22 protein-coding genes and 2 pseudogenes are annotated in these 25,043 nt (G+C 64.3%); 18 read left to right on the forward strand and 6 right to left on the reverse strand.

Going from position 1 to position 25,043, the window contains the following annotated elements:
• Positions 1 to 92: 92 nt before the first annotated feature.
• The 5 genes from ACFWHB_RS11260 to ACFWHB_RS11280 all read left to right on the forward strand — a co-directional run bounded on the left by ACFWHB_RS11260 (position 93) and on the right by ACFWHB_RS11280 (position 5,196).
• Positions 93 to 1,199: an ABC transporter substrate-binding protein gene (locus ACFWHB_RS11260; RefSeq protein WP_368169649.1), complete on the forward strand. Its 1,107-nt coding sequence runs from the start codon at positions 93 to 95 to the stop codon at positions 1,197 to 1,199.
• Between the two features lie 119 nt (positions 1,200 to 1,318).
• Positions 1,319 to 2,371 carry a FecCD family ABC transporter permease gene (locus ACFWHB_RS11265; RefSeq protein ID WP_139746157.1) on the forward strand — a complete coding sequence of 351 codons (1,053 nt, stop codon included), beginning with the start codon at positions 1,319 to 1,321 and terminating at the stop codon, positions 2,369 to 2,371.
• The gene (locus tag ACFWHB_RS11270; protein ID WP_395948405.1) at positions 2,364 to 3,134 is read left to right on the forward strand and encodes an ABC transporter ATP-binding protein; all 771 of its coding nucleotides are present in this window, start codon (positions 2,364 to 2,366) and stop codon (positions 3,132 to 3,134) included. The genes ACFWHB_RS11265 and ACFWHB_RS11270 overlap by 8 nt, the downstream gene beginning before the upstream one ends.
• A 61-nt stretch (positions 3,135 to 3,195) precedes the next feature.
• On the forward strand, positions 3,196 to 4,425 hold the full coding sequence (locus ACFWHB_RS11275) for an MFS transporter (protein WP_395948406.1): 1,230 nt from the start codon (positions 3,196 to 3,198) through the stop codon (positions 4,423 to 4,425).
• A 315-nt stretch (positions 4,426 to 4,740) separates the two neighbouring features.
• Complete coding sequence (locus ACFWHB_RS11280; protein ID WP_395948407.1) at positions 4,741 to 5,196, forward strand: DUF4124 domain-containing protein; 456 nt, start codon at positions 4,741 to 4,743, stop codon at positions 5,194 to 5,196.
• 173 nt (positions 5,197 to 5,369) lie between these two features.
• Here ACFWHB_RS11280 and ACFWHB_RS11285 read toward each other — a convergent pair whose 3' ends face one another.
• From ACFWHB_RS11285 to fadI, 5 genes are all read right to left on the reverse strand, one after another.
• Positions 5,370 to 6,254 carry an AEC family transporter gene (locus ACFWHB_RS11285; RefSeq protein WP_395948408.1) on the reverse strand — a complete coding sequence of 295 codons (885 nt, stop codon included), beginning with the start codon at positions 6,252 to 6,254 and terminating at the stop codon, positions 5,370 to 5,372.
• 12 nt (positions 6,255 to 6,266) lie between these two features.
• Positions 6,267 to 6,824, reverse strand: coding sequence for a YaeQ family protein (locus tag ACFWHB_RS11290; RefSeq protein WP_042648052.1), 558 nt, complete (start codon positions 6,822 to 6,824; stop codon positions 6,267 to 6,269).
• Between the two features lie 189 nt (positions 6,825 to 7,013).
• The gene (locus tag ACFWHB_RS11295; RefSeq protein WP_005325161.1) at positions 7,014 to 7,154 is read right to left on the reverse strand and encodes a TIGR02808 family protein; all 141 of its coding nucleotides are present in this window, start codon (positions 7,152 to 7,154) and stop codon (positions 7,014 to 7,016) included.
• Between the two features lie 274 nt (positions 7,155 to 7,428).
• Positions 7,429 to 9,576, reverse strand: a complete 2,148-nt coding sequence (gene fadJ, locus ACFWHB_RS11300) for a fatty acid oxidation complex subunit alpha FadJ (protein WP_395948409.1) — start codon at positions 9,574 to 9,576, stop codon at positions 7,429 to 7,431.
• Entirely contained in the window at positions 9,576 to 10,886 is a 1,311-nt protein-coding gene (gene fadI / locus ACFWHB_RS11305) for an acetyl-CoA C-acyltransferase FadI (protein ID WP_395948410.1), read from the reverse strand. The genes fadJ and fadI overlap by 1 nt, the downstream gene beginning before the upstream one ends.
• Positions 10,887 to 11,080: 194 nt before the next feature.
• Here fadI and ACFWHB_RS11310 point away from each other — a divergent pair, with 194 nt between their 5' ends.
• From ACFWHB_RS11310 to ACFWHB_RS11370, 13 genes and pseudogenes are all read left to right on the forward strand, one after another.
• On the forward strand, positions 11,081 to 12,031 hold the full coding sequence (locus tag ACFWHB_RS11310) for an AAA family ATPase (protein ID WP_395948411.1): 951 nt from the start codon (positions 11,081 to 11,083) through the stop codon (positions 12,029 to 12,031).
• Between the two features lie 126 nt (positions 12,032 to 12,157).
• Positions 12,158 to 12,253 (forward strand): annotated as a pseudogene (locus ACFWHB_RS11315) (AAA family ATPase); the annotation flags it as partial.
• Positions 12,254 to 12,268: 15 nt separating this feature from the next.
• A pseudogene (locus tag ACFWHB_RS11320) lies at positions 12,269 to 12,364 on the forward strand (AAA family ATPase); the annotation flags it as partial.
• A gap of 12 nt (positions 12,365 to 12,376) precedes the next feature.
• The gene (locus tag ACFWHB_RS11325; RefSeq protein ID WP_395948412.1) at positions 12,377 to 13,267 is read left to right on the forward strand and encodes a DUF58 domain-containing protein; all 891 of its coding nucleotides are present in this window, start codon (positions 12,377 to 12,379) and stop codon (positions 13,265 to 13,267) included.
• Positions 13,252 to 13,815 (forward strand): DUF4381 family protein, encoded by a 564-nt coding sequence (locus tag ACFWHB_RS11330; protein ID WP_395948413.1) that lies wholly within the window; start codon positions 13,252 to 13,254, stop codon positions 13,813 to 13,815. The genes ACFWHB_RS11325 and ACFWHB_RS11330 overlap by 16 nt, the downstream gene beginning before the upstream one ends.
• The gene (locus ACFWHB_RS11335) at positions 13,812 to 14,789 is read left to right on the forward strand and encodes a VWA domain-containing protein (protein WP_395948414.1); all 978 of its coding nucleotides are present in this window, start codon (positions 13,812 to 13,814) and stop codon (positions 14,787 to 14,789) included. Before ACFWHB_RS11330 ends, ACFWHB_RS11335 begins: the two co-directional genes overlap by 4 nt.
• A gap of 21 nt (positions 14,790 to 14,810) precedes the next feature.
• Positions 14,811 to 16,286, forward strand: a complete 1,476-nt coding sequence (locus ACFWHB_RS11340) for a tetratricopeptide repeat protein (protein WP_395948415.1) — start codon at positions 14,811 to 14,813, stop codon at positions 16,284 to 16,286.
• 29 nt (positions 16,287 to 16,315) lie between these two features.
• Positions 16,316 to 17,836, forward strand: coding sequence for a hypothetical protein (locus tag ACFWHB_RS11345; RefSeq protein ID WP_262110563.1), 1,521 nt, complete (start codon positions 16,316 to 16,318; stop codon positions 17,834 to 17,836).
• Positions 17,837 to 17,875: 39 nt separating this feature from the next.
• Positions 17,876 to 18,466 (forward strand): sigma-70 family RNA polymerase sigma factor, encoded by a 591-nt coding sequence (locus ACFWHB_RS11350; RefSeq protein ID WP_106886855.1) that lies wholly within the window; start codon positions 17,876 to 17,878, stop codon positions 18,464 to 18,466.
• Positions 18,459 to 19,202 (forward strand): DUF3379 domain-containing protein, encoded by a 744-nt coding sequence (locus ACFWHB_RS11355; protein WP_005325140.1) that lies wholly within the window; start codon positions 18,459 to 18,461, stop codon positions 19,200 to 19,202. Before ACFWHB_RS11350 ends, ACFWHB_RS11355 begins: the two co-directional genes overlap by 8 nt.
• 407 nt (positions 19,203 to 19,609) lie before the next feature.
• On the forward strand, positions 19,610 to 20,896 hold the full coding sequence (locus ACFWHB_RS11360) for an outer membrane protein transport protein (RefSeq protein ID WP_106886857.1): 1,287 nt from the start codon (positions 19,610 to 19,612) through the stop codon (positions 20,894 to 20,896).
• 251 nt (positions 20,897 to 21,147) lie between these two features.
• Entirely contained in the window at positions 21,148 to 22,404 is a 1,257-nt protein-coding gene (locus ACFWHB_RS11365) for an OmpP1/FadL family transporter (RefSeq protein ID WP_395948416.1), read from the forward strand.
• Between the two features lie 114 nt (positions 22,405 to 22,518).
• Positions 22,519 to 23,742, forward strand: coding sequence for an EAL and HDOD domain-containing protein (locus ACFWHB_RS11370; RefSeq protein ID WP_106886859.1), 1,224 nt, complete (start codon positions 22,519 to 22,521; stop codon positions 23,740 to 23,742).
• A gap of 97 nt (positions 23,743 to 23,839) precedes the next feature.
• On the opposite strand, the gene ACFWHB_RS11375 is transcribed toward ACFWHB_RS11370, so the two are convergent.
• The gene (locus tag ACFWHB_RS11375; RefSeq protein ID WP_395948417.1) at positions 23,840 to 25,003 is read right to left on the reverse strand and encodes a thiolase family protein; all 1,164 of its coding nucleotides are present in this window, start codon (positions 25,001 to 25,003) and stop codon (positions 23,840 to 23,842) included.
• Positions 25,004 to 25,043: the final 40 nt, after the last annotated feature.

The following is a 25,043-nucleotide window of genomic DNA, read 5'->3' on the forward strand; positions in this document are numbered from 1 at the left end:
GGGAGTATGCAGACGGCCATTGCTTTTCGGCTCATGAATAGCAATAGTTCTCACTTCTTTTTTTAGGCCCTATCCCCCCGAGGTTTCACAAGATGTTTCGTCACCCCCTGGCAAAGTTGCTGCTGCTTGGTCAGCTCGCTCTGATGAGCTGGATGGCACAGGCCGCCGCCCCCGTTGAAGTGGAAGATGTGATGGGCCGCAAGGTCTCACTGAGCCTGCCTGCGAGCCGCATAGTGCTCGGTTTCTATCCCGAGGATTATCTGGCCGTGGCCGGTGAAGGGGGCGCCGATCGCCTGGTGGGCATGTCCCGTGGCTGGTTCGTCAAGTCCCGCCCCGCCATCTGGTCCCTCTATGTGGCCAGCCTGCCGCAACTGGCCAAGGTGCCCGACCTTGGCAACGTGCAGGATCAGAGCTTCTCCATCGAGAAGACCCTGGCGGTCAAACCCGATCTGGTGATCCTGGCCCAGTGGCAATACGAGGCCCTGGCCCCGGATCTGCCGCGCCTCGAGCAGGCTGGCATTCCGGTGGTGGTGGTGGATTACAACGCCCAGACCCTGGCCCGCCACATGGCGAGCACCCTGCTGCTTGGCAAGGTGACCGGTCAGGAGGCACGTGCCCAGAAGATGGCCGACGAATACAAGGCCAGGATTGACACCATCACTTCCCGGGTTGCCCAGGCGAAGCGCCAGCCGCCCCGCGTCTACATCGAGCTGGGGGACAAGGGCCCGGCCGAGTACAGCTACACCTATGGCAAGGACATGTGGGGCGCCATGGCCCTGCTGGCCGGCGGTGACAACGTCGCGGCCCCCTTCGTCGAACGCTGGGGCCCCATACACCCGGAGCAACTGCTGGCGAGCAAACCCGAGGTGATCCTGATGGCGGGCTACGAGAGCGTGAGCAGCGCAGAGGCGATGCAGGTCGGTCAGGATATTTCGGCCGAGACGGTGCGCCAGCGCCTGCAGGGCTTTGCTGCCCGTCCGGGCTGGAGCGAGTTGCCCGCCGTGCAGCAGGGTCGTCTCTACGCCGTCTACCACGGCGCCACCCGCAGCATCATGGATGCCGCCCTCATCGAGTTCATGGCCAAGGCGCTCTACCCGGACTTGTTCGAGGATCTCGATCCCCTGGCCACCTATCAGGGCTTCTACCGCAGCTATCTGCCCATTCGTCCCCAGGGCACCTTTATGCTGGGTATCAAGTAATGGCAGGTTGAACCTGACGGGCCGGACTTTTCCGACCCGAGTCAGGAAAGTCCCTCTTCGTCATCCCTCTTCAACCCTTGCGGGCGCCCCTTGAGAGCGCCCGTTTCAGGATGGTTATCATGAATGATTTGGCTGCCCTGCAGCAGACCCTCACCCGCCAGCGACAACGGGAGCGCCGCCGCTGGCACTGGCTGGCGCTGCTCACCCTGGTGCTGTGCATTACCCTGGTGCTCGACATCGCCACAGGCCCCTCCCTGCTGCCCCTTGGGGAAGTGATCGATGCCCTGCTCTCCCCCGCCCAGGCGGACTCCATGACTCGCACCATCGTCTTTGATATGCGCCTGCCCATCGCCCTGATGGCCCTGGTGGTCGGCGCCTCCCTCGGCCTTGGCGGCGTGCAGATGCAGACCCTGCTGGATAACCCCCTGGCCAGCCCCTACACGCTAGGGCTCGCGGCCGCGGCCGGGCTCGGCGCCGCACTGGCGCTCTATACCGGCGGTCTCGGGCTGCCGCCACTGATTGCCATTCCGGCCGGCGCCTTCATTTTGTGCATGTTTGCCGCCAGCCTCTTGTTTGGTCTGGCCATGATGCGCAACATCAGCAGCCAGACCCTGATCCTGGCGGGCATAGCCCTGCTGTTCCTGTTCCAGTCCCTGCTCTCCCTGCTGCAGTTCCTCTCCTCCCCCGAGCTCAACCAGCAGATCATGTTCTGGCTGTTTGGCAGCCTGATGCGCACCACCTGGGATGCCCTGATCATCACCGCCGCCGTCACCCTGATCTGCACCCTGCTCATCTACCGGGACGCCTGGGCCCTTACCAGCCTGCGTCTGGGGGAAGCCCGTGCCCGGAGTCTCGGGGTCAACGTGGACAGGCTGCGCATGAAGACCCTGATCCTGGTCGCCCTGCTCACCGCCACCGCCACCAGCTTCGTCGGCATCATCGGCTTCGTCGGCCTGGTGGCTCCCCACATAGCCCGCATGCTGGTGGGGGAAGATCAGCGCTTCCTGATCCCGCTGTCCGCCCTGTGCGGCGCCTGCATGCTCTCGGCGGCCTCGGTGCTCTCCAAGTCCATCATTCCGGGGGCCCTCTTTCCCATCGGCATAGTCACTGCGCTCATTGGCGTGCCCTTCTTCATCTGGCTGATCCTCGGCAGGGGGCGTAAACGTGCTTGAAATATCCCGACTCTCCCTCTCCCTCGGCCAGCAGACCCTGCTGCGGGAGCTCGACCTCACCCTGCATCCGGGTCAGGTCCATGTGATCATCGGCCCGAACGGGACCGGCAAGACCTCGCTGCTGCGCGCCCTCTTTGGGGAACTGACCCCGGCCGCCGGCGACATCCGCCTGGGGGGCCAGAGTGCCCGCCAGATGACCCAAGCCAAGTGGCGCCAGCAATTTGGCTACATGCCCCAGAACATCCAGCTGGAGCTGGATTTGAGCGTCATCGAGGTGGTGGTGCTGGGGCGCCTCGACAGCCTCTCCATGCGCCTCGCGGACGAGGACATACTGGCCGCCGGTCGCGCCCTGCAGGCCCTTGGCATCGCCCATCTGGCGGATCGCCCCCTTTACTCCTTAAGCGGCGGCCAGCGGCAGATGGTGCTGTTCGCCCAGGTGCTGCTGCGCGACCCCCGCATCATGATGCTGGACGAGCCGGTCAGCGCCCTGGACCTTCACCACCAGATGCAACTGATGGAACACCTCTGCCAGCAGACCCGGGAGCAGCAGTGGATCACCCTGGTGGTGCTGCACGATCTCAACCTGGCGGCCCAGTTTGCCGATCAGCTGATCGTGCTGGCGGGGGGCCATCTGCAAGCCTTCGGCCCCCCCGCCCAGGTGCTCGACGCCGATCTCATCGAGCGCCTCTATCAGGTGCCGGTGCAGATAAGCCACGATCAGAGCGGCATCCCCTTCCTTCGTACCCTGCGAAGACAATCATGACGAGACTTCCCATAACGCCGCCTTCGGCATGGCCCGCAACAGGCACCCGGGTGCACGCAAGATGAACGGCGCCTCCTACTGGCGGGACTGGCAGGGCATGAGCCCGGCCGCCCGCCTGCTCATCATCAATGGTCTGGCGTTCAACCTCGGCTTCTACATGATGCTGCCCTTCCTCGCCCAGCACATGGGCAGCGGACTTGGCCTTGCCGGCTGGGCCTGCGGCCTGGTCATGGGGATGCGGGTCTTCAGCCAGCAGGGGCTTTTCCTCTTAGGGGGGACGCTCGGTGATCGCATCGGCTATCACCCCGCCATCGTCTGGGGTTGCCTGGTACGATCGGTCGGCTTCCTGCTGCTGGGCTGGGCCGAATCCCTGCCCATACTGCTGCTGGCGGCGGCCCTCACCGGCTTTGCCGGGGCCCTCTTCACCCCCTGCGCCCAGGCCTATCTGGCGAGCGAATGCGGCACCCCGAGCCAGCGTCAGCGCGCCTTCGCCCTGCACAATCTCGCCAGCCAGGCGGGCATGCTGCTCGGCCCCCTGGTCGGTCTCACCTTGACCCAGCAGAGCTATGCCCTGACCGGGCTGCTGGCCGCCACCCTGTTCGCCCTGCTCGGGGTGCTGCAGTATCGGGTGCTGCCCAAACGCCCGGTGGCCAACCAGAGCCCGCGCGGCGCCATCTTGCGCCAGTGGGGCACCATTTTGCGCCAGCGCCCCTTCATGATGTTCACCCTGCTGGCGGGCAGCTACCAGATCCTGTTCCACCAGCTCTATCTGGCCCTGCCCGCCCATATCCAGAGCCTGCCGGATGCCACCCAGCTGCTCGGCGGCGTCTTCACCCTCTCGGCGGTGATCGGCGTCCTGCTTCAGCTGCCGGCATCGCGCCTGGTGGAGCGCCGCCTGGGGGTACCGCTCGCCATGGGGCTCGGTATCGGCCTGATGGGGCTCAGCTATCTGGCCCTCCCCCTGCTGGCCCCCTGGCCAACGGCGGGGGTATTGGCGCAGGTGGCCCTGCTATCCTTGGGCTCCATCCTCTGCTTCCCGCTCTTTGCCGCCCAGTTGCCCCGCTACGCCCCCCCAGACCAGCTCGCCAGCTACTACGGCTTCTATGCCAGCGCCGGGGGCTGCATGGCACTCTTTGGCAACCTGCTTATCGGTTTTATGCTGGGGGATGCGGGCACCCGCCCTGCCACGGCCATCTGGTGCCTGCTGGCGCTCGCCGGCTTGCTGGCCGGGTTTGGCCTCTATACCCAGCTGCGCAGAAGCGGCCACGAGCAAGCGGCCGTCAATCAATAAACGGGGCGGCCATGCATTACTTGGTGTTGCCACCCTGGTCGACCAGGTGGTTGACCTCACCTCCTTCCACATCAGGGCGAAGCGACTAGGCAAGGACTATGGGGTAGGTATCAAGCAACATCAAAGGCCCCTCGATTAACTGTGTAATCGCAGCGTATCGAGGGGCCTTAACAGGGCGGGTTTATGATGGGGTACATGAATAAAGCGCATCCTAAATCGGGTGACACTATGAGGAGGCAGCTGTTGCAAAGTACAATACGGCACTGTTTAATTACTCGCCGCACACTGTACAAAGCATGATTCAAGGAGGAATCGATGTCACGCATTCTGGCCATCTGGCTTGGTAGTCTAACTGTTGCCGCCCCCATGTTTACTCAGGCTGAAATCTACAAATGCACTAATAACGGCAATGTCACCTTCAGCGATATTCCCTGTACCAATAATGCGCAACCTATCGAGGTAAATGTCTATATTCCCTCGGATGATATTGTCGCTATGGCGAACCAACAGACCCAAGACATCGAACAAAATCTGGCAACTAGTAAGAAGCAACGCCAGATTGACACACTACACAGCGAGATAGAGACAAAGAAGCTGAAGAGAGACAATGAACTGAGATTACTCAAAAGCAAAAAAGGACTGGCTGCGAACAATCTGGCGGGTGCCACTTGGGAGAATAGTATCTCAGCCGAAATGCAGGCTGTAACGCTACGTTACCAGGGTGAAATTGATGCCTTAAACACCCAAATTGCAGTCCTTCAGTCAAAATAGAGAACCCCGCCGCAGCGGGGTTTTTACTTATTGTGAATGGCATCGTCATTTATATCCGAACAGGTCCAACCGATTTCGTCGGCTCCCGCTGCTCTGCCACCACGGCATAGGTCTGGTGCACCGATAGGCCATGCTTGCAGGCCCGTGCAAGCCAAGACTGTCCTCTCTACACCTCAGTGGCCCAATTGCAGCGCCAGCCAGACCGCAAGGGGGATCACCAGCACCGAGAGCGCATTGCCACCGAGCACTATGCTGGCCACCTTGTCGGGCTGGCACTGGTACTGCTCACAGAGCATGTAATTGAGCACCGCCGGGGGCAGCGCCACCGAGAGCATCAGGAGCGGGATCCAGGCAGGATCCAGGGGCAGCAGCCAGATGGCGATCCCAAGGGAGATGCCCCCCGCCAGCAGATAGAGCAGGTTGCACTTGAGCGCCAGCCCCAGGTGGTCCAGCTCCCCTTCCATCAGGCGGATGCCGAGGGCAAAGAGCATCAGGGGCACCGCTATCTGGCCGAGCAGGGAGGCGCTGGTCACCAGATAGTCCGGCAGCGGGATCTGCAGGTTGGCCACCAGCAGCCCCGCCAGGGCCGCCCACAGCATGGGGCTGCGCAGCCAGAGCCAGCGCGAGGCATTGGCCGAGAGGATGAACATGCCCACCGAGAAGTGAAGCAGATTGGAGAGCACGAAGAGGATGACGATGGCGCCGAGCTGCTGCTCGCCAAAGGCCAGCACCATCAGCGGGATGCCGAGGTTGCCTGTGTTGCGAAACATGGCGGGCAAGATCAACGCCGCTCTCTCTATGCCCTTGAGTTTGAGCAGGGAGAGCAGCAAGCCCGGCAGCAATATCACCAGGGCCCCAGCCGCGATAAGCGGCAGGTGGGCCGCCAGATCCAGCGGGTATTTCACCAGCGCCGAGAAGACCAGCGCCGGGGAGAAGAGCTCTATGTTGGCCCGGTTGATGTAACCGAGTTCGGCTCCCCCGCGCAGCCGCCCGTAGAGGGCGCCGAGGCCCGCCACCGCAAACACCGGGATGACGATATCGAGCAGTGCACTGAGCATGGGGAGTCCGTCTTAGAGTTCGCGGGCGGCGCGCCCCATCAGCACCACGGGATCCAGGGTGACCTCCAGGGTGCCGTTGCTGACCCAGAGCTGGCCGTCCGAGATGGTGCAGGTGAGCTGCATGGTGCGCTCCACCATGGCGGTCAGGGGCAGGGTCTGGCTGTCGGAGAGCTCGATCACGGTCAGGTTGTCGTGCAGGCCGAGCTTGCCCTGGTTCTGTTTCCACCAGACGCTGGTGCCACGGCCACCGTAGAGATAGAGCACCACCTGGCGGGAGCGGTTGCACGCCTTCTTGAGGCGCTTCTCGTCGGGCTGGCCGAGTTCAATCCAGAGCTCGATCTCGTCGGAATAGTTCTTGCGCCAGAGCTCGGGCTCGTCATCCGCCGAGAGTCCCTTGGTGAACTCCAGTCGCTCGGCGGCGTGCCAGGCAAAGGCCGCCAGCCGGATCATCATCCGCTCGTCGGTCTCGGAGGGGTGACGTGCCAGGGTGAGGGAGTAGTCCTGATAGAGATTGCGATCCATGTCAGACAAGCTGATCTGGGCCTTGAAGATGGTTGCCTTGAGCGCCATAGAAATCGTGAACACCTGATAAAAGAGAAAAGGGCGGACATGCCGGGCGCCAGTGTAATCAAAATGGCCGCCGGGTTCGACCATATTGACCACAGTTTTCCCCGCCTTGGCCTGGATAAATGCGTTAAAAAACACATAAAACAAATGCCAGTCCGAGGACTGGCATTTGGCGGCATTAACGAGAGTGACTCACTTCTCGGCGGACTTGACCCCGAAGGCATTGAGCAGCAGGCAGCAGGTCACTGCCACGGCCACGAAGCCGCTCAGGAAGATAAAGGGCATGGCCCCGTATCCCAATATGTTCCAGATGGTTTGTTCAAGCAGACTCATTGTGTGTCCTTCATCCAGTGAAATGGGTGTCCCTTTCGTGACGGGGTAGTCCCCGTTCCTGATAAGGCTATTTGACCTCAACCGGCGCCTGAGTCCTATGCCACCAAAGTAATAAATGGGGCACCAGTTTGCGCCAGATCAATGATTTGGCCCCTGATGCGCCGCTTTTTTGCCCATGGGGGCGAGCGTTCTCCCCTTCCCTGCCCCGGTCAGACAAAAAAAGCGAGGCGACCCCGGGGTCGCCTCGCGTGCTTTCTAGGCTGTTCGCCGCTGATCAGTAGAAGCGCTGCTGCTCCGCCGCCATCGTCTTGAGGCGTGCGCAGGGGGCGAACCTATCGCCGTGACGCTTCTGGTAGTGCTCGAGGCGCCCCACCAAATGATCGATGCCGAGGTTGTCCATGTAGCGGAAGGGGCCGCCCAGGAAAGGCGGGAAGCCGATGCCGAAGATGGCACCTATGTCGCCGTCACGGGCCGAGGCCACCACGCCGCTGTCGAGCGCCATGGCCGCTTCGTTGAGCATCAGCAGCACGCAGCGCTCGGCGATCTCCTGGCGGGCCAGCTTGGGCGATACCTTGACCCCGAGCACGGCATAGACGCTCTCGTCCACCGTTTTCTTGCCCTCCTTGCCGGTGAGGCGGTTGCGCGGCGCCGCCTTGCCGTAGAGGTAGAAGCCCTTGCCGTTCTTGCGCCCCTTGCGATCGTCTTGCAGCAGCTTGTCAAAGGCCTTGGGAGCCTGGAACTGCTCGCCGCCGAGCTCTTTCTCGAGGATGGGGGAGATCTTGGCCCCCACGTCGATACCGACCTCATCGAGCAAGGTGATGGGGCCGACCGGGAAGCCGAAGTCCAGCAGGGCACTGTCCAGCACCTCCACCGGCTCCCCTTCCAGCACCAGGCGCGCCGCCTCGTTCATGTAGGGAGCCAGGATGCGGTTCACGTAGAAACCGGCCTCGTCTTTGACCACGATAGGTGTCTTGCCCTGGGCACGGGCAAACGCCAGGGTGGTGGCCACCGTCTCGGCGCTGGTGCCGGCATGGGGGATGATTTCGGCCAGCGGCATCTTGTCCACCGGGCTGAAGTAGTGCAGCCCCACCACCCGCTCCGGATGGGCGGCATTGGCCGCTATCTGGTGGATGGGCAGGGAGGAGGTGTTGGAGGCAAAGACGGTGTGTTCACCGCACTCGCACTCCACGTCCGCCACCATCTGGTGCTTGAGGGCGAGATCCTCGAACACCGCCTCCACCACCATGTCCACCCGGTGGAAACCGGCGTAGTCCAGGGTGCCGGTGAGCAGGCTCATCTGCTTCTCCAGCTCGCTGCGCAGCAGTTGGCGGCGCTTGAGCTTCCTGGCCAGCAGGTCATAACTGTAACGCATGGCGTTACCGATGCCGGCACTCCCTACGTCCTTGATCCGCACCGGTACCCCGGCCTTGGTGGCGGTGACGAAGGCGATGCCGCCCCCCATCAGGCCTCCGCCCAGCACGGCGGCATGGGCCACCTTGCGCGGCTCGGCCCCCTGGTAGCTGACCTCTTTCTTCATCTCTGTGGTGGCGAAGAAAATTGAGCGCAGGGCGGCGGATTCCGCCGTCATCACCAGCTCGCCGAAGTGGCGGGACTCGGCGGCGAGGCCGGCCTGCATCCCCTCCTCCACGCCGATGCGCACCACCTCGAGGATCCGCTCAGGGGCCGGGTAGTTGCCACGGGTCTTGGCTTTGACTCCCTTGCGGGCCTGATCGAACAGCACCTTGCGACCCAGGGCATTGGTCTCCAGCACCTTGCCCTGCAGATCCCGCTTCAGGGTATGGCGGGGCTTGCCCTTCTTGGCCAGCTTGATGGCGGCCTCCAGCAGTATGGAAGGGGGCACCACATCGTCCACCAGCCCCAGTTTCTTGGCCTGCCTGGCCCTGACCTGCTTGCCGGTCAGCATCAGATCCAGCGCCTTGGCCACCCCGATGAGGCGCGGCAGGCGTTGGGTACCGCCGGAGCCCGGCAGCAGGCCGAGCTGCACTTCCGGCAAGCCCAGCACCGTCTTGCCGTGTTCGGTCACCACCCGGCCATGGCAGGCGAGCGCCAGCTCCAGCCCGCCACCCAAGCAGGGGCCGTGAATGGCGGCGATCACGGGTATGGTCAGCGCCTCGATCTCGGCGAAGACCACCTGCCCCTCCCGTGACAGCGTCTCGGCGTCACGGGCGCTGGTGCAGGCGGCCAGCATGCTGATGTCGGCCCCGGCGATGAAGGAGTCCTTCTTGCCGGAGGCGATCACCAGACCGATCAGATCGCGGTTCCCCTTTATCTCGGCCAGCACGGAGCGGATCTCGTCTGCGAAGGCGGCCTTGAGGGTGTTCATGCTCTCGCCGGGCACATCCATGGTGAGGATGCCGATGCCGTCTTTGCGAATATCCAGTGAAAAAGTCTTAGCGCTCATCATTCAACCTCCAGCACCATGGCCACACCCAGCCCACCCGCCGCACAGGCGGTGTTGAGCCCCAGTCCCCCACCCCGACGCCGCAGCTCGTGCAGGGTCTGGGTGATCATGCGCGCCCCTGTGGCGGCAAAGGGGTGGCCATAGGCCAGGGAGCCGCCGAGGACGTTGAACTTGTCCATGTCCACCTCGCCGATGGCCTGATCCCGGCCCAATTTGTCACGGGCGAATTCGGCACTGGCAAACATCTTGAGGTTGGCCAGGGTCTGGGCGGCAAAGGCTTCGTGCATGTCGATGAGGGTCAGATCGGCCAGCGTGATGCCGGCGCGGTCCAGCGCCAGCGGCGTGGCATAGGAGGGGCCCATCAGCATGTCCTGCCAGACGTCGATGGCGGAAAACGCGAAGCTGCGGATGTAACCCAGCGGCTCCAACCCCAACTCTTTCGCCCGCCCTTCGCGCATCAGCAGCACGGCGGCGGCGCCGTCGGTGAGCGGGGTGGCGTTGGCGGCGGTGACGGAGCCATGCAGCCGGTCAAACACCGGCTTGAGCTTGGCGTAGCTTGCCAGATCGGAGCTTTCACGGATGTTGTTGTCCCGCTCCAGCGGCGACTTGTAGGGGGGCACGTGGGCGGTGAACACCTCGCCATTGAGCTTGCCCTCGGCCCAGGCTTGCGCTGCCAGGGTGTGGGAGCGGTGGGCCAGGGCATCTTGCGCCTCGCGGCTGATCTGGTGGCTCTTGGCCATCTGCTCGGCGGTCTGTCCCATGGAGAGGCCGGTGGAGTACTCGGCCACCGCTGGCGGCACCGGCATCAAGTCTTTCAAGCGCAGACGACGCAGAATATTGAAACGCTGCTGCAGATTGCGCGCCTTGTTGAGATCCACCAGGGCGCGGGCCAGGGTCTTGCTCACCCCTATGGGGAGCACGGAGGAGGAGTCGGCACCGCCTGCGATGGCGATGTCGACAGTGCCGGCCATGATGGATTCGGTGACATTGGCCACCGCCTGGAAACTGGTGGCGCAGGCGCGCGACACGCTATAGGCATCGGTGCTGACGCTCATGCCGGTGCCGAGCACTATCTCGCGGGCTATGTTGGGGGCTTCGGGCATCTGGACCACCTGGCCGAACACCAGCTGGTCGATGAGCTTGGGATCGAGATCGGTGCGGGCGAGCATCTCGCTCACCACCAGTTTGCCGAGATCCACCGCTGGCACGCCGTGGAAGGCCGTGGCCTGCTTGGCAAAGGGGGTTCGCAGACCCGCCACGACGGCAATCCGTTCGCCCTGGCGAGTCGTCAGTTTCAATGGCTGTTTCATCCTGGCTCCTTGGTTAAACGAGAAGATTAAAAGGAAGAGGTCTGACCTCATTGCGCCACATCTTAACAATCCACTCACAAATTTCATACAGCTGATTGAAACTAAATTGCCGCCATCTTGCCACCCTCCCTCGCCCTTGGGGGCCAACTGGAGTATAAAAAGATCAACTTCTATGAAAACAACGGGTTCATTACATGGCAGCGGCCGAATTCAGAGCGCTTGGGGACTATCTTGGCAGTCAGATCCTGGGACAGGGCTTCCTCATTGAGGGGCTGCTGATTGCCCTGCTATGTGAAGGACATGTGTTGATCGAGGGCGCCCCCGGCCTTGCCAAGACTCGCGCCGTCAAGGCGCTGGCCGGCGCCGTCGAGGGGCGCTTCGCCCGCATCCAGTTCACCCCCGACCTGCTCCCTGCCGATCTCACCGGCAGCGAGGTGTTTCACCCCCAGGATGCCAGCTTCGTGTTCCAGCCCGGCCCATTGTTCAACCACCTGGTGCTGGCGGACGAGATAAACCGGGCCCCGGCCAAGGTGCAGTCCGCTCTGCTGGAGGCCATGGCCGAGCAGCAGATCACCGTGGGCAAGAAGAGCTGGCGCCTGCCGCCGCTCTTTATGGTGGCGGCCACGCAAAACCCTATAGAACAAGAGGGGACCTATCCCCTGCCGGAGGCCCAGCTCGATCGCTTCCTGCTGAAACTCATGGTGGATTACCCCAGCCCCGCCATGGAGCTGGCCATCTTGCAGCTCAACGCCGGAGGCGAGCAACTACCGCCGCCCCCCCTAACCCTGAGCCAGGCCGCCCTGCTCTCGGCCCGCAGCGCGGTGCAGGCCGTGCAGATGCAGAGCCGGCTCGAGCACTATCTGGTGCAACTTATCTGTGCCACCCGCCCCGGTAGCGGCCTCTGCCCCGAGCTGGAGCCCCTCATTGCGGTGGGCGCCAGCCCCAGGGCCAGCATAGGGCTGGCCCGCGCCGCCCGCGCCCGGGCATGGCTTGCCGGGCGGGATTTCGTGCTGCCGGAGGATATCCAGCAACTGGCCCCGGCCGTGCTGCGTCATCGCCTCATTCCCAGTTATCAGGCCCTGGCGGACAACCTCGACAACGATACCCTGATCGCCCGCCTGCTGGATGCCATTCCATGTCCCTGACAGCCCGCCGTTCATCGCCACCGTTTAATCCCCAGCTACCAGGCCCTGGCGGACAACCTCGACAACGACACCCTGATCGCTCGTCTGCTGGATCTTATCCCATGTCCCTGACAGCCCGACGTTCATCGCCACCGTTTAATCCCCAGCTATCAGGCCCTGGCGGACAACCTCGACAACGATACCCTGATCGCCCGCCTGCTGGATGCCATTCCATGTCCCTGACAGCCCGCCGTTCATCGCCACCGTTTAATCCCCAGCTACCAGGCCATGGCGGACAACCTCGACAACGATACCCTGATTGCCCGTCTGCTGGACCTTATCCCATGCCCCTGATGATCGGCCCCCATGACCAGATCCGCTGATCCCCGCGCCCATCCCGACATCGCCCTGCCCCTGGCCCAGTTGCTGGCCATCCGGCTGTGGGCAAGACAGGGTCAGCGGGCGCGCATTCACCAGGCACGTCAAGGACGGCTCAGGCGACAGCCGGGCCTGAATTTTCGTGAGCTGCGCCTCTATCAGGCCGGGGACGAAGTGCGCCACATCGACTGGCGGGTCACCGCCCGCCTCGGGCGCCCCCACACCCGGCTGTATGGCGAGGAGCAGGAGCAGGCCCACTGGCTGCTGCTGGACCTCTCCCCCGCCATGTATTTCGGCTCAGGCCCCCAGCTCAAGGCCCGCCTCGGCTGCGAGCTCACCGCCGCCCTGCTCTGGCAGGGGGAGAAGCAGGCAAACACCCTGGTCTGCCACGGGATCGAGACCCGACACGAATCTCAGCGTGACTCCCTGATCCCCCTGCTGGAGGCGCTCTGTCACCACTATGTGGCGGGGCTGGATCGCGCCCCCCTGGCCAACTCCCTGGCCCAGACCCTGGCGCGCCTCAGCCTGCCCCATGGCGCCAGACTGACACTGATCAGCCACCATCAGCCCCTTGAACAGGGGCTCAGCCAGCAGTTGCAACGCCTCGGCCAGCGCCACGACATCCACTATTGGCAGATCCGGGATCCCCTGGAAGCGGCCCTGCCCGAGCAGGGGCAACTGGCGGTGCAATCGGGCAAGCGCAGCGGCTGGCTCGATGCCGGACAGACCCTCTTTCGCTGGCGCTACCAAGAGGCGGCGAAGCAGCAGGCCGACGCCTGCCAGCAGCAGCTGTTGCCCCTGGTGCAGCGCCTCTACCGCCTCGACAACGGCTTGCCCCTGCAACGCCAGTGGCAGGAGGCTGGATGCCGTCTGTTCTGAGCGCAGCCCAAAGCGCCCCTCTCCAGCACCCGCCTGAGGAGATCTCCTCGCTGACGCGGCTTCAGGAGATCCAGGGGCAGCTTCGCGACATCCATCCGGGCCCGCCACTGGAGAGCGCGAGCGATCCCCGTCTGCTGGCCTGGGGCTGGCTGCTGATCGCCCTGCTCGCCGCCTTGCTGATCGGGGCCACGATAAACACGCTATGGCGTCAGCGCCGCTGGGCACGCCAGATAGACTGGCAGGCCGCCGATCTGGTGCCTGGCCTGCACGCCGCCCTGAGAGAGGCGGCCATCGCCCGCTGGCCAGAGGCCCGTTCCCTGCAAGGGGATGAGTGGCTCGCCTGGCTCGACCGCCGGGGAGGCAGTCATTTTGGCGAGTTCGCCCGCCAGTGGCCGGGCTGGCTGTACGGCTCAGACACGCCGGATGGGGCTCAGCGGGCGCGGCTGCGCCTTGCCTACCTCAACTGGGGGCGCCGCTGCGTCAGTGCACCGCGCTGGATGGCGCGCCCTGTGCTGTGGCGCCGCACCCGCGGTGGAGGGGCCAGATGATCCTCGCCTGGCCCTGGTTTGCCCTCGCCTTGGCGCTGCCCTTGCTGGTGCGCTTCGGCCTGCCCCCGCTCTCCCGCGCGAGTCGCGCCAGGCTGGCCCATGCCGGCTTCCCCCTGCTGCTGCCCCAGGCCGGGCAGCCTTTGTGGCGCATGGCCCTGTGCTGGTGCGCCCTGGTGCTGGCCCTGTGCCGCCCCCAGTGGCAGGAGGCCCCCCTCATTCACTACCAGGCCAGCCGGGACATCATCCTGGCGGTGGATCTCTCCGACAGCATGCGCACTCAGGACATGCTGGATGAGGGGGAGCAGCGCGATCGCCTCTCTGCGGTGCGCCAGCAGATAGCGCACCTCATCGGCGAGCGCCCCGGCGATCGCATCGCCCTCATCGTCTTTGCGGATCACGCCTACCTGCTCTCCCCCCTGACCCAGGAGACCCGGGCCCTGCTGGCACTGACCCGCGAGCTCGATTTCGATCTGGTGGGGCGCACCACGGCGCTCGGCGAGGCCATACTGCTGGCCCGCCAGCACGCCGACCCCGCCCGTCCCACCGCCCTGCTGCTGATCACCGATGGACGCAACACCGCGGGCAACGCAGAGCCCCTGACCGAGGCCAGGCGGGCCGCCGCCGCGGGCATCCGCCTCTATACCCTGGGGGTGGGGGCCGATCCCGACACCTTTGCCTCCCCCCTGGGAGGGGCAGACCCCAGCGCCGAGCTGGATGAGCCCTTGTTGCAGCAACTGGCCGAGCTTGGCCATGGCCGCTATTTTCGTGCCCGCAGCCAGTCCGATCTCTCGGCCATCAATCAGGCCATAGACACCCTGGAGCCTGCCTCCCGCCCGCAGACCCTCTATCGTCCCCACCATGAGCTCTATCCCTGGCCCCTGGCGCTGGCCTGGCTGCTGCTGGTGTGGCCGGTACGACTGCGCTGGCCGGTGCGGCGAACGGGCAGAGAAGATCCGGAGCCGCCCCATGAATAAGTGGCTAAAGGGTGCGTCATCATGGAGCTGATGCTGCTGCGCCCGCTCTGGCTGCTGGCCCTGTTGCCCTGGCTGTGGCAGGGGTGGCGCCGCCGTCGGCAGCGCCCCTTGCTGGCCCCCGCCATGCAGGCCTATCTGTTGCCGACCCGGGGCCGGGCCATTCCCTGGCTCTGGCTGGCCACACTGCCGGTGATCCTGGCTCTCGCGGGCCCCGCCCTGCGCCAGCAGAGCCAGACCGTCAGCAGCCCGGCCCTCGACATCTGGTTGCTGGATCTCTCAAGCTCCATGCAGGCCAAGGATCTGCCCCCGGATCGGGCGACCCGGGTGCGCCTGCTGCTTCAGGACATGCTGGCCGAAGCGGCGGCCCGGCAGGAACCCCACCCCCTTGGACTCATCCTGTTTGCCGGGGATGCCTACCTCGCCATGCCCCCCACCCGGGATCATCAGGCCATCTCGCTGCTGCTGCCGGACTTGCGCCCGGCCATCATGCCGCTTCAGGGCAGCGCGCCAGAGCGGGCCGTGGCGCTGGCCTTGACGCAGATCCCCCCGGGCCAGCAGGCACGCCTGCTGCTCATCACAGACGGCCTCTCGGACAGCCAGATGGCGCGCATCGCCGCCCTCTGGCCCTGCCTGGATAGCCTCTTCTGCCCGCAGGCGTCATCCCCCCGACTCGACATCCTGCTGGCCAATGCCGGCGAGCGCGCTGTGCTGCCCCCGCCACCTGCCGAGGGGTGGCAACTTGGCAGCGCCCTGGGGCAGACTCTGCCGGCACCGGACGGCGCCGCCATGGCGGATCTCGCGGCCAGCACAGGGGGAAGGCTGCAATGGCTGCAGGCCGGGCTCCCCTCCTTTGCCCCCCTGCCCATGAGCCAGACCCAGACCGGGGCCCAGTCCCTCGATCTCGGCCCCTGGTTGCTGCTCCCTCTGCTGCCCCTGGCGCTGCTGGCTCGCATAGGCGCGCACTGGTTGCTGCTGCTCATGGTGGTGATCTTCCCCCCGCACCCCCTGCAGGCGGCGCCCGCTCCCTGGTGGCCCGCCGAGGCGGCGCCGGGTTGGCAAGCCTTCTCCCAGGGGCGCTATCAGGAGGCGGCCCGCGCCTTCCAGGATCCCGTCTGGCAGGGCAATGCCTGGTACAGGGCCGGTGACTATGCCAGGGCCGTCGCCGCCTATGGCCGCGCCGACACGGCCACCGCCCACTACAACAGGGGCAATGCGCTGGTGTGGCTCGGGGATCTCAAGGGGGCCGAGCAGGCCTACCTGGCCGCCCTCAAGCAGGAGCCTGGGCATCAGGATGCCCTCCATAACCTGGCACTGCTGCGGGCCAGCCCCCCACAGGCGACCCCTGCTCCCCAGGCGCCCGAAACCGGCGAGCCACCCGAGCCCTCTGCCGCCTCGGACAACCCCCGCCCCCCGGCGCCCCCCGTGCTCTTGCTGGAGCAGCGGCTGCGCAAGGAGGCCGAGCGCCGTCCCCTTCTCAAGGTGGAGGAGCCTTGGTGATCCCCTGGTTGCGTTCACTCATCCGGTTGATGAAGGGGCCAAGCGGCGGGTGGCTGCTCGCCATGCTGCTGGTCACCCAGGTGCAGGCCGCCCCCCCTCGCGCCGAGCTGCTGGCGGGGGAAAGCGATCGCGACTGGCTGCTCGTCATCGAAGCCGACGGGGAGCTCAAGGGTGACGAGCTCAGCCTGCTCCCCCTGCTGCGCCAGTTTGCGGTGGGCCGGGTCAGCATCAGCCGCGTCAACACCCAGGTGAGCAGCCTGATCCGCTGGCAGATCCCGCTTCACCTGCTGGAGACCAGCCCCCGCCAGGTGCCGCCCCTGCCCCTCGGCGCCGAGCAGACACCCGCGTTGCCTATTCCGACGCGCCCCCAGACGGGCACACTGACGCAGCAACCCGAGACGCGCGTCTCCCCCGTTGAGCTGCAGGCCAGGGTGCTGCATCAGGGCCCCCTTTATCCGGGGCAACCCTTCATCTATGAGCTGAGCCTCTGGCTGCCCGCCAACATGGAGGCCCCCAACCTCAGCGAGCCCCTCGGTCAAGGCTTCACCATACGCCGCCTCGGCGACGATCGCTGGGAGTCCCCCGCCAGCCCCGGCATGCCCGGGCGCCTGATCCGCAAATGGCTGCTGCAGGCCAGGGAGCCCGGGCTGCATCCCCTGGAGTCCCCCCGATTCCAGGGTCGATTGCCCCAGGACCCGGACACCGCCACGCAAAGCGACGCAGGGGATCTGCTCTCGGCCAGGGCGGCCACCCTCTTCGTCAAGGTGGACAAGGCGCCGGTGGAGCCGGTGGCGAGCAGCCTGGTCCTGCGCCAGCAGTTCAGCCCGGCCAGGGGAGCCAGAGTCGGGGAGCCGGTGATCCGCACCCTCACCCTGGTGATGGAGGGGGGGGATGGCAACCGCCTGCCACAGATCCCGGCCCCGGCATTGCCGCAGGGCCTTTCGATGAAACCGGACGGCGAACAGCAGCAGGAGCGTTTCGTGGCCAAGGGGGCGCTGCGGGTCGAACGCCAGTGGCGCCAGGCCCTGACCGCTGAAACCGCGGGCAGCTATACCCTGCCCGCCGTGACCCTCCCCTGGTTCAACACCAGTACCGGGCGCATCGAGCAGGCCCAACTGCCGGCGCAGACGCTGCACATCGAGGGCGACGCCGCCCCTTCCGATCCCGCCAGGGCGCCCGGCACAGGGAGCCTCATCTGGGTGCTGTTGGCGCTGCTGCTGCGCACCTTGTGGCAAGGCGGGCCGCGCTGGCTCGCCTTCTATCGGCTGCAACGGGCCCTGGCGGCCCGGGAGCCTGATCTGGCCAGGTGGGCCTTGCTGGCCTGGGCTGGGCTTCGCTGGGGGCAGCCTTGCCAGCACCTGGCCAGCCTGCCCTGCCATGGCGATCCCGCCATGGGCACGCGACTCGATGATCTGGACAGGGCCTGTTTTGCCGCCCCCGAGGCTGCCGGCCAAGGGGTCGACTGGCAGGGGCTGGCCCTGGCGCTGTGCGCCAGGGAGACTTTTGCGATAGCCTATGTCCTCAGAAAACTGGCGTGGGCACGTCCTTGACGCCTGCGGCAAACCACTCATGAAAAAGGAATCGCATTCATGACGTTAGGTTTTTTTAGAAAAAAAAAGGCGGGAACGGGAAAGGATCCCTCTGCTACCCCGGTCTATGGGGATATGGCAGACAAACAAACGAAATACGAGGCCCTGGTGCATGCCCTGCACGGGGACATCTACCGCTACGCCTACTGGCTGTGCCGGGATCCGCAAGTCGCCGAGGATCTGGTGCAGGAGACCTTCCTGCGGGCCTGGAAGGCGATCGATTCCCTGATCGATGACAAGGCCGCCAAGGCCTGGCTCATCACCATATTGCGGCGGGAAAATGCCCGGCGCTTCGAGCGCAAGCAGTTCGATCTCATCGATCTCGACGAGCATCCCCAAAGCGATCAGGATGCGCTGCACAGCGAGCAGGAGATGGAGCACGAGTGGCTTAGGCGCCACATAGCCCGCCTGCCCGCCGAGTATCAGGAGCCCCTGCTGTTGCAGGTGCTGGGGGGGTTCAGCGGCGAGGAGATCGCCGCCCAGCTCGGCCTGAACAAGAACACCGTCATGACGCGGCTGTTCCGGGCTCGCAACCAGATCAAAGAGGCCATGGAGGCTGCGGTACAACAGAGAGGTCACACCAATGGATGAGCTTGAATTTCGCCGCCGGGCCATCACCCATCCCTCGGACAGGGATCCTGCCTTCCTCGCCGCGGCAGAGGCGTCTGTCGCCAATCGCAAGCACCTGGACGAGATGAAGCAGCTCGATCGCAGCCTGCAACGGGCGATGGAGGTCGAGGTGCCCGCCGGTCTCGCCGAGCGGATCTTGCTCCGCCAGGCGATGGAAGCGAGTGACGATGTGGTGGTGCCACTACCCTCCCCGGCCAAAAGCACCGGCTGGCGCTCCCTCGCCATCGCGGCATCGGTCGCCTTCCTGCTCGGCATGAGTACCCGCTGGATCAGCTGGCCACCGGCATCGGAGCCGCTGTCGCTGGCCCAGGTAGCCATGGCCCATGTCTATGGGGAGGAGCCCTTCATCCAGGGGGTGGATGAGAAGGTGAGCCTGCAGACCATCAACGCCAAGATGGAAAAATATGGCGCCACCCTGATGGACATGCCCGGCATGAAGATCACCTATGTCAATCACTGTGCCTTTTATCAGGGGCCGGCTCTGCACATGGTGATCCAGGGCAAGATGGGCCCGGTCACCCTGTTCCTGGTGCCCAAGCATGTGCCACTCACTATCCAGCCCGATTTTGCAGACGGCACCCTCAAGGGGGAGATACTCCCGCTCAAGGGGGCAAACATGGTGCTGATTGGAGACATGCAGGAGTCACTGGCCCCGGTTGCCCAGCAGCTTGAGTCACGTTTGCACTGGTCCATTTAACAGATCTTGACTGGGGCTGACCGGGCCCCGGTCACTTCCATATCACAGGCAGACACGGTCGTTGTCTGCCTGTTCATCTCAGAATCCCGACAACTTCCCGCCTGATACCCACCTGAAGTCACATTTTTACACTTTTTTTGAACGATTCAAAAGGAACTCATTGTGTGTTATTTATCCAATAATGGATAAAACAGACTATTTAAACGGCAAGTTAAAACAAATGATTAACACAATGGAAACTTTTATGTATTCTGCTGTCACTGGTCTGATTTCTTACCTCCTACCAGATCCATAGAATCACGCCAGAAGTGAATGGGAAGAAGCTGACATAACAACAGATCTTGTCGTCTATAGCGGCCAAAGAGCCCTGATATCGACAGAAAATCTGCTTACAAAGAGAGAACACTATGACAACTGCCTTTTTCAAGAAAAGCCTGATCGCCGCGGCCGTCACCCTGGCCAGCACTCAGACCTTCGCCGCCGCGTTCCAGCTGAACGAACACTCGGCCTCCGGTCTGGGCCGCGCCTATGCCGGTGAAGCCGCCATCGCCGACAACGCGTCCGTGCTGTCCCGCAACCCGGCCGCCATGACCACCTTCGACAAGATGGCACTGTCTGTTTCCGGTACCTATATCAAGCCCGATGTGGATGTCGCGGGTGACATCTATGCCGGTCCGGCCAAGCTGGCCTCCTCCAGCGAGAGCGACATCGCCCCCGATGCCTTCGTGCCGGCCACCTACTTCATCCAGCCCCTGAACGATCAGTGGGCCTGGGGGATTGGCCTCTTCTCCAACTACGGCCTCGCTACCGAGTACTCCAAGACCTTCCCGGCCGGTGCCGGTGCCGGTGATACCGAGCTGTTGACCTTCAACATCAACCCCAACATCGCCTACCGCATCAACTCCAACTTCAGCGTGGGTGCCGGTGTCAATGCCGTCTATGCCCAGGCCGAGCTGAACCGCTATGCCGGTGCCCTGGCACCTGGCCTGACCGCCAAAACCGGCGTGCCGCACAACAGCGACACCGCCATCGCTCACCTCAAGGGTGACACCTGGGGCTTTGGCTGGAACGTCGGCGCCCTGTACGAGATCAACGACAACAACCGCCTGGCCCTGACCTACCGCTCCCAGGTAGACCTGAGCTTTGACGGCGACTTCAAGGGGCTGACCTCAGGTTACAAGACCGTCGATGGCAACCTGAAGCTGGATCTGCCTGCCCAGGCCGAGTTCGCCGGTTACCACCGTCTGAACCAGCAGTTCGCGGTGCACTACTCCGTCAACTGGACCGACTGGAGCGCCTTCCAGGAGCTCAAGGCCACCAGCAACTCCTGCGCCGGTGGGATCTGCCTGCAAAAAGACGAGAAGTTCAAGGATTCCGCCCGCTACGCCATCGGTGGTACCTGGTACGTCAACCCGTCCTGGGAAGCCCGCATCGGCTTCGCCTACGACAACAGCCCGATCGAACCGGAATACCGCAGCCTGAGCATTCCTGACTCCGACCGTGTCTGGTACAGCGCCGGCGCCACCTACCACATCGATCAGGACATGAGCGTCGATTTCGGCATGGCCTACCTGGACGGCAAGGAAGTGGACGTGAACGAAGGTCTGACCAGCCATACCGATCCGGTACGCTGGAAGGGCACCTCCCACGGTAACGCCTTGCTGGCATCCGCCCAGTTCAACATGAAATTCTGATTTCATCGCGATCAGACAGAGCGCCTCCGGGCGCTCTTTTTTTATGCGGGATCCCCATCTCAGCGCACAGCTGTAGCAAACAGCTGTACTCTTTTTGTTTTTTATCAAACTGTTAGAGGCGATACCTCCAGCATTTAATCCCGTTTTGCCCTCTCGGCCCCCGCCCCCGTTGCCTTACTGGTCATACCATATAAAATCCCGCCCCCAACCGAATCACAGAATGAACCCTCAGTTCATCCCGAGGAAAAGCAATGCAGTCGACCATCAAGCCCTCCCTTATCGCCCTGATCTTGCTGCCTGGTCAGGTCCTGGCGGCCGGATTCCAGCTGGCGGAGCAATCGGCCACCGGCATGGGTCGCGCCTTCGCCGGGGAGGCAGCCATCGCCGACAACGCCAGCGTGCTCGCCCGTAACGCCGCCGCCATGACCCGTTTCGAACGCACCGCCTTCTCCGGCGGCGTCATTCATATCCAGCCTGACGTCAACATAGAGGGGGTGACCCGGGTCCCCACCACCCAGGGCCCGGTAACCCTGGATGCGAGCGCCAACGACATCGCGGACGGTGCCTGGGTGCCCAACGCCTATCTCATCCTGCCCCTGAATGATCAGTGGTGGCTGGGGCTGGCGGCCACCTCCTACTATGGCCTCGGCGTCCAGATGCCGGACAACTACAACGCCGGTCACTTCGGCAACGTCTCCGACATCAAGACGGTGGATCTCGGTGCCTCCCTGGCCTATCGCATCAACCGGAACTGGTCGGTCGGCGCCGGCCTCTCCGCCATCCATGGCGAAGGGGAAGTGGGCGGCACCTTCCCCTCCAACAACAAGATTGCCAAGCACCTCAAGGGGGATGGCTGGGCCCTTGGCTGGCATCTAAGCACCCTGCTGGAGCTGTCCCCTGCCACCCGCATCGGCCTCTCCTATCGCCATGACGTCAACCTGACTCTCTCCGGGGATGCCGTCGGCACCGATCTGCTGGGCCGTACCTTCACCGACACCGGCACCCTGGACTTGCCCCTGCCCGCCACCGCGGAGCTGGCCCTGTTCCATCAGCTGACCCCGGCCCTGGCGCTGCATTCGAGCATAAACTGGACCAACTGGAGCAAGTTCGTGCAGCTCGAATCCGAGCTCGATCACCATGGCACCATGCACATCAAGGACGAGCACTGGGAAGACAGCTGGCGCTACGCCCTCGGCCTGACCTATCAGCTGGCTCCGAAGTGGCAGCTTCGCTCCGGCCTGGCCTATGATCGCAGCCCGGTTCCCGCCGATCGCCGCACCATCTCCATCCCGGATTCGGATCGGATCTGGTACAGCGCCGGTGTGGGTTACCAGATAGACCGCAACCTGTCGCTGGATCTGGGGCTGACCCTGATCGACGGCAAGAAGGTCGAGGTGAGCGAGACCATGCAGCTCAGACCCGGGATAGCGCAAACCACCTCAACCTTCCAGGGCACCTCGGAAGGGGACGCCTGGCTGGCCGGCCTGCAACTCAACTACCTCTTCTGATCCCGCCACCCCTGGCAATACTATGCCAGTTGCTGACCCTTTCGACCCGGTCGGCACTGGCATAGTGATCCGCTTCACCATAGAATCAAGCCTTCACCCATGCTGGAGAAATGCATGTATTCCTATGTAGCAAGGCAGCCCATCCTGGATCGGGAATTGAAGACCCATGCCTATGAGCTGCTGTTTCGCGACAGCCTGGATAATGTGTTTCCCCCCATCTCCGCCCAGCTGGCCACCTCGCGACTGGTGACGGAGCAATTCCTGCAACAGAACATCGATCAGCTGCTTGGCGGCCACCCCTGTTTCATCAACTTTCCCCACTCCCTGCTGCTGGACGGCCTGGCCGAGTGCCTGCCCCAGGACAAGGTGGTGATCGAGATACTGGAAGATGCCGAGCCCGACGATGCCCTGCTGGACAAGGTGATCCAGCTCCACGGGCTGGGCTATCGGCTGGCGCTGGATGACTTCACCCTGGTCCCGGCCTGGGACAGGTTCCTGCCCTATATCCACATCATCAAGTTCGATCTGCGGGCCACACCGCTCGCCAGCATAGAGAAGTTCATGCTGACCCATAGCCATCTGCCGCTCACCTACCTCGCCGAAAAGGTGGAGGACAAGGACGAGTTTGAACGGATGAAGGGGCTCGGGGTCGAGTTGTTCCAGGGCTTCTTCTTCAGCCGGCCCCAGATGGTGCAGCAAACCACCATGCCCCCGACCCAGCTGGTGGTGATGCAACTGCTGAAGGTGGTCAACCAGGCCGAGCCGGATCTGGACAAGATAGAGCAGCTGCTCAACCAGGATCTCTCCCTCTCCCTCAAGCTGCTGCGCTACGTCAACCACCTCAAGCGCTTTCCCCAACCCATCGCCTCGTTTCGCCAGGCCGCCAGCTCCCTGGGGCACGCCCAGCTCAAGCGCTTCGTGGCCCTGATCGCCGCCACCAGTGCCGGTCACGACAAGAGTGCCGAGCTCTACCAGATGTCCCTCATCCGGGCCCGCTTCTGCGAGCTGCTGGCACAGACCCATGCCCCCACCCAGCAGGCGCAGCAAGCCTTCATCACCGGGCTCTTCTCCCTGCTGGACGTGCTGATGGGGCAACCGCTGGATCAGCTGCTCGGCACCATACCCCTGACCGCCGAGATCCGCGCCGCCTTGCTGGAGCGCAAGGGCAATCTGGGGTTCTATCTGGCGTTTTGTGAAGACTACGAGAAGGCCAACTGGCAACGGATCGCCGCCAGCACCGCCCGCCTGGGGCTCAATGAAGAGAAGGTCAGCCACCTCTATCTGGCCGCCACCACCTGGGTCAATCAGCAGCTCCAGGCCATGGAAGGGACGGACTGAACCCACTCCCCGCGTTCACCTATCCCCCCCGAAAATGACAACGTCCCTGCGTGAGGGACGTTGTGCATTTATCGGCAAGCGCCTTGGGTGCGACTCCTCAGCCCAGTTCGATGGCCATGGCGGTCGCCTCCCCGCCGCCGATGCACAGGCTCGCCACCCCTCGCCGCAGGCCCCGCGTGTGCAGGGCATGGATCAGGGTGACCAGGATGCGTGCACCGCTGGCCCCCAGGGGATGACCCAGGGCACAGGCGCCCCCGTTCACGTTCAGCTTGTGATGGGGGAGCTGGCACCCCGCCATGGCCAGCATGCTCACCATGGCGAAGGCCTCGTTCACCTCGAACAGGTCCACCTCCTCCACCGACCAGCCCACCCGGGCCAGCAGCTTGTCGATGGCCCCCACGGGGGCACTGGTAAACTCCGCCGGCAGGGCGGCATGGCTCTGGTAGCCGACCACCCTGGCCAGCACGGGCAAGCCCAGGCGCTCGGCGGTCTCGGCCCGCATCAGCACCAGTGCCGCCGCCCCGTCCGAGATGGAGCTGGCATTGGCCGCCGTGATGGTGCCCGTCTTGCTGAAGGCCGGTTTCAGGGTCGGTATCTTGTCGGGCCTGGCCTTCCCCGGTTGCTCGTCATCGGCCAGCAGCAGGGTGTCTGCCGCCATCACGGGCGCCAGCTCTGCCCCGAAGGCGCCGCTTCGCTGCGCCGCCAAGGCCCGCTCCAGGGAGGCGATGGCGAAGGCATCCATGTCGGCCCGGGTCAGCCCGGCCCTGTCCGCGCTCAGCTGGGCGTAGTGGCCCATCAGGTGCCCCTCGTAGGCATCCTGCAAGCCGTCGAGGAACATGTGATCCAGCACGCTCTGATGGCCCATGCGAAAACCGCTGCGCGCCTTGTCCAGCAGATAGGGGGCCCGGCTCATGCTCTCCATGCCGCCCGCCACCACCACATCCACCTCCCCGAGCCGCAACCCGTCTGCCGCCAGCATCACCGCCTTCATGCCGGAGCCGCACACCTTGTTGATGGTGGTGCAGGGCACGCTGTCCGGCAGCCCGGCCTTGAGCGCCGCCTGACGGGCCGGTGCCTGCCCGACCCCGGCGCTCAGCACATTGCCCAGATAGACCTCATCGACCCGAGTTGCGTCTATCCCGGCTGCCGCCAGGGCGGCGCGGATGGCGCAGGCGCCAAGCTCGGGCGCACTCAGGGCACTCAGGGCCCCTTGAAAGGCCCCCATGGGGGTACGTTTGGCCGCCACAATCACTATATCCATCAATCGCGCTCTCCTTGTTACATTGGGATAACATATGTCG

Source organism: Aeromonas mytilicola subsp. aquatica, assembly GCF_044336385.1.
Lineage (GTDB): Bacteria > Pseudomonadota > Gammaproteobacteria > Enterobacterales > Aeromonadaceae > Aeromonas > Aeromonas rivipollensis.

What these genes read in the sequence shown, in the direction of transcription:
- ACFWHB_RS11260 (WP_368169649.1), top strand. Translation starts at nt 93, where the DNA reads ATGTTTCGTCACCCCCTGGCAAAGTTGCTGCTGCTTGGTCAGCTCGCT.
- ACFWHB_RS11265 (WP_139746157.1), top strand. Translation starts at nt 1,319, where the DNA reads ATGAATGATTTGGCTGCCCTGCAGCAGACCCTCACCCGCCAGCGACAA.
- ACFWHB_RS11275 (WP_395948406.1), top strand. Translation starts at nt 3,196, where the DNA reads ATGAACGGCGCCTCCTACTGGCGGGACTGGCAGGGCATGAGCCCGGCC.
- ACFWHB_RS11280 (WP_395948407.1), top strand. Translation starts at nt 4,741, where the DNA reads ATGTCACGCATTCTGGCCATCTGGCTTGGTAGTCTAACTGTTGCCGCC.
- ACFWHB_RS11285 (WP_395948408.1), bottom strand. Translation starts at nt 6,254, where the DNA reads ATGCTCAGTGCACTGCTCGATATCGTCATCCCGGTGTTTGCGGTGGCG.
- ACFWHB_RS11290 (WP_042648052.1), bottom strand. Translation starts at nt 6,824, where the DNA reads ATGGCGCTCAAGGCAACCATCTTCAAGGCCCAGATCAGCTTGTCTGAC.
- ACFWHB_RS11295 (WP_005325161.1), bottom strand. Translation starts at nt 7,154, where the DNA reads ATGAGTCTGCTTGAACAAACCATCTGGAACATATTGGGATACGGGGCC.
- fadJ (WP_395948409.1), bottom strand. Translation starts at nt 9,576, where the DNA reads ATGAGCGCTAAGACTTTTTCACTGGATATTCGCAAAGACGGCATCGGC.
- fadI (WP_395948410.1), bottom strand. Translation starts at nt 10,886, where the DNA reads ATGAAACAGCCATTGAAACTGACGACTCGCCAGGGCGAACGGATTGCC.
- ACFWHB_RS11310 (WP_395948411.1), top strand. Translation starts at nt 11,081, where the DNA reads ATGGCAGCGGCCGAATTCAGAGCGCTTGGGGACTATCTTGGCAGTCAG.
- ACFWHB_RS11325 (WP_395948412.1), top strand. Translation starts at nt 12,377, where the DNA reads ATGACCAGATCCGCTGATCCCCGCGCCCATCCCGACATCGCCCTGCCC.
- ACFWHB_RS11330 (WP_395948413.1), top strand. Translation starts at nt 13,252, where the DNA reads ATGCCGTCTGTTCTGAGCGCAGCCCAAAGCGCCCCTCTCCAGCACCCG.
- ACFWHB_RS11335 (WP_395948414.1), top strand. Translation starts at nt 13,812, where the DNA reads ATGATCCTCGCCTGGCCCTGGTTTGCCCTCGCCTTGGCGCTGCCCTTG.
- ACFWHB_RS11340 (WP_395948415.1), top strand. Translation starts at nt 14,811, where the DNA reads ATGGAGCTGATGCTGCTGCGCCCGCTCTGGCTGCTGGCCCTGTTGCCC.
- ACFWHB_RS11345 (WP_262110563.1), top strand. Translation starts at nt 16,316, where the DNA reads ATGAAGGGGCCAAGCGGCGGGTGGCTGCTCGCCATGCTGCTGGTCACC.
- ACFWHB_RS11350 (WP_106886855.1), top strand. Translation starts at nt 17,876, where the DNA reads ATGACGTTAGGTTTTTTTAGAAAAAAAAAGGCGGGAACGGGAAAGGAT.
- ACFWHB_RS11355 (WP_005325140.1), top strand. Translation starts at nt 18,459, where the DNA reads ATGGATGAGCTTGAATTTCGCCGCCGGGCCATCACCCATCCCTCGGAC.
- ACFWHB_RS11360 (WP_106886857.1), top strand. Translation starts at nt 19,610, where the DNA reads ATGACAACTGCCTTTTTCAAGAAAAGCCTGATCGCCGCGGCCGTCACC.
- ACFWHB_RS11365 (WP_395948416.1), top strand. Translation starts at nt 21,148, where the DNA reads ATGCAGTCGACCATCAAGCCCTCCCTTATCGCCCTGATCTTGCTGCCT.
- ACFWHB_RS11370 (WP_106886859.1), top strand. Translation starts at nt 22,519, where the DNA reads ATGTATTCCTATGTAGCAAGGCAGCCCATCCTGGATCGGGAATTGAAG.
- ACFWHB_RS11375 (WP_395948417.1), bottom strand. Translation starts at nt 25,003, where the DNA reads ATGGATATAGTGATTGTGGCGGCCAAACGTACCCCCATGGGGGCCTTT.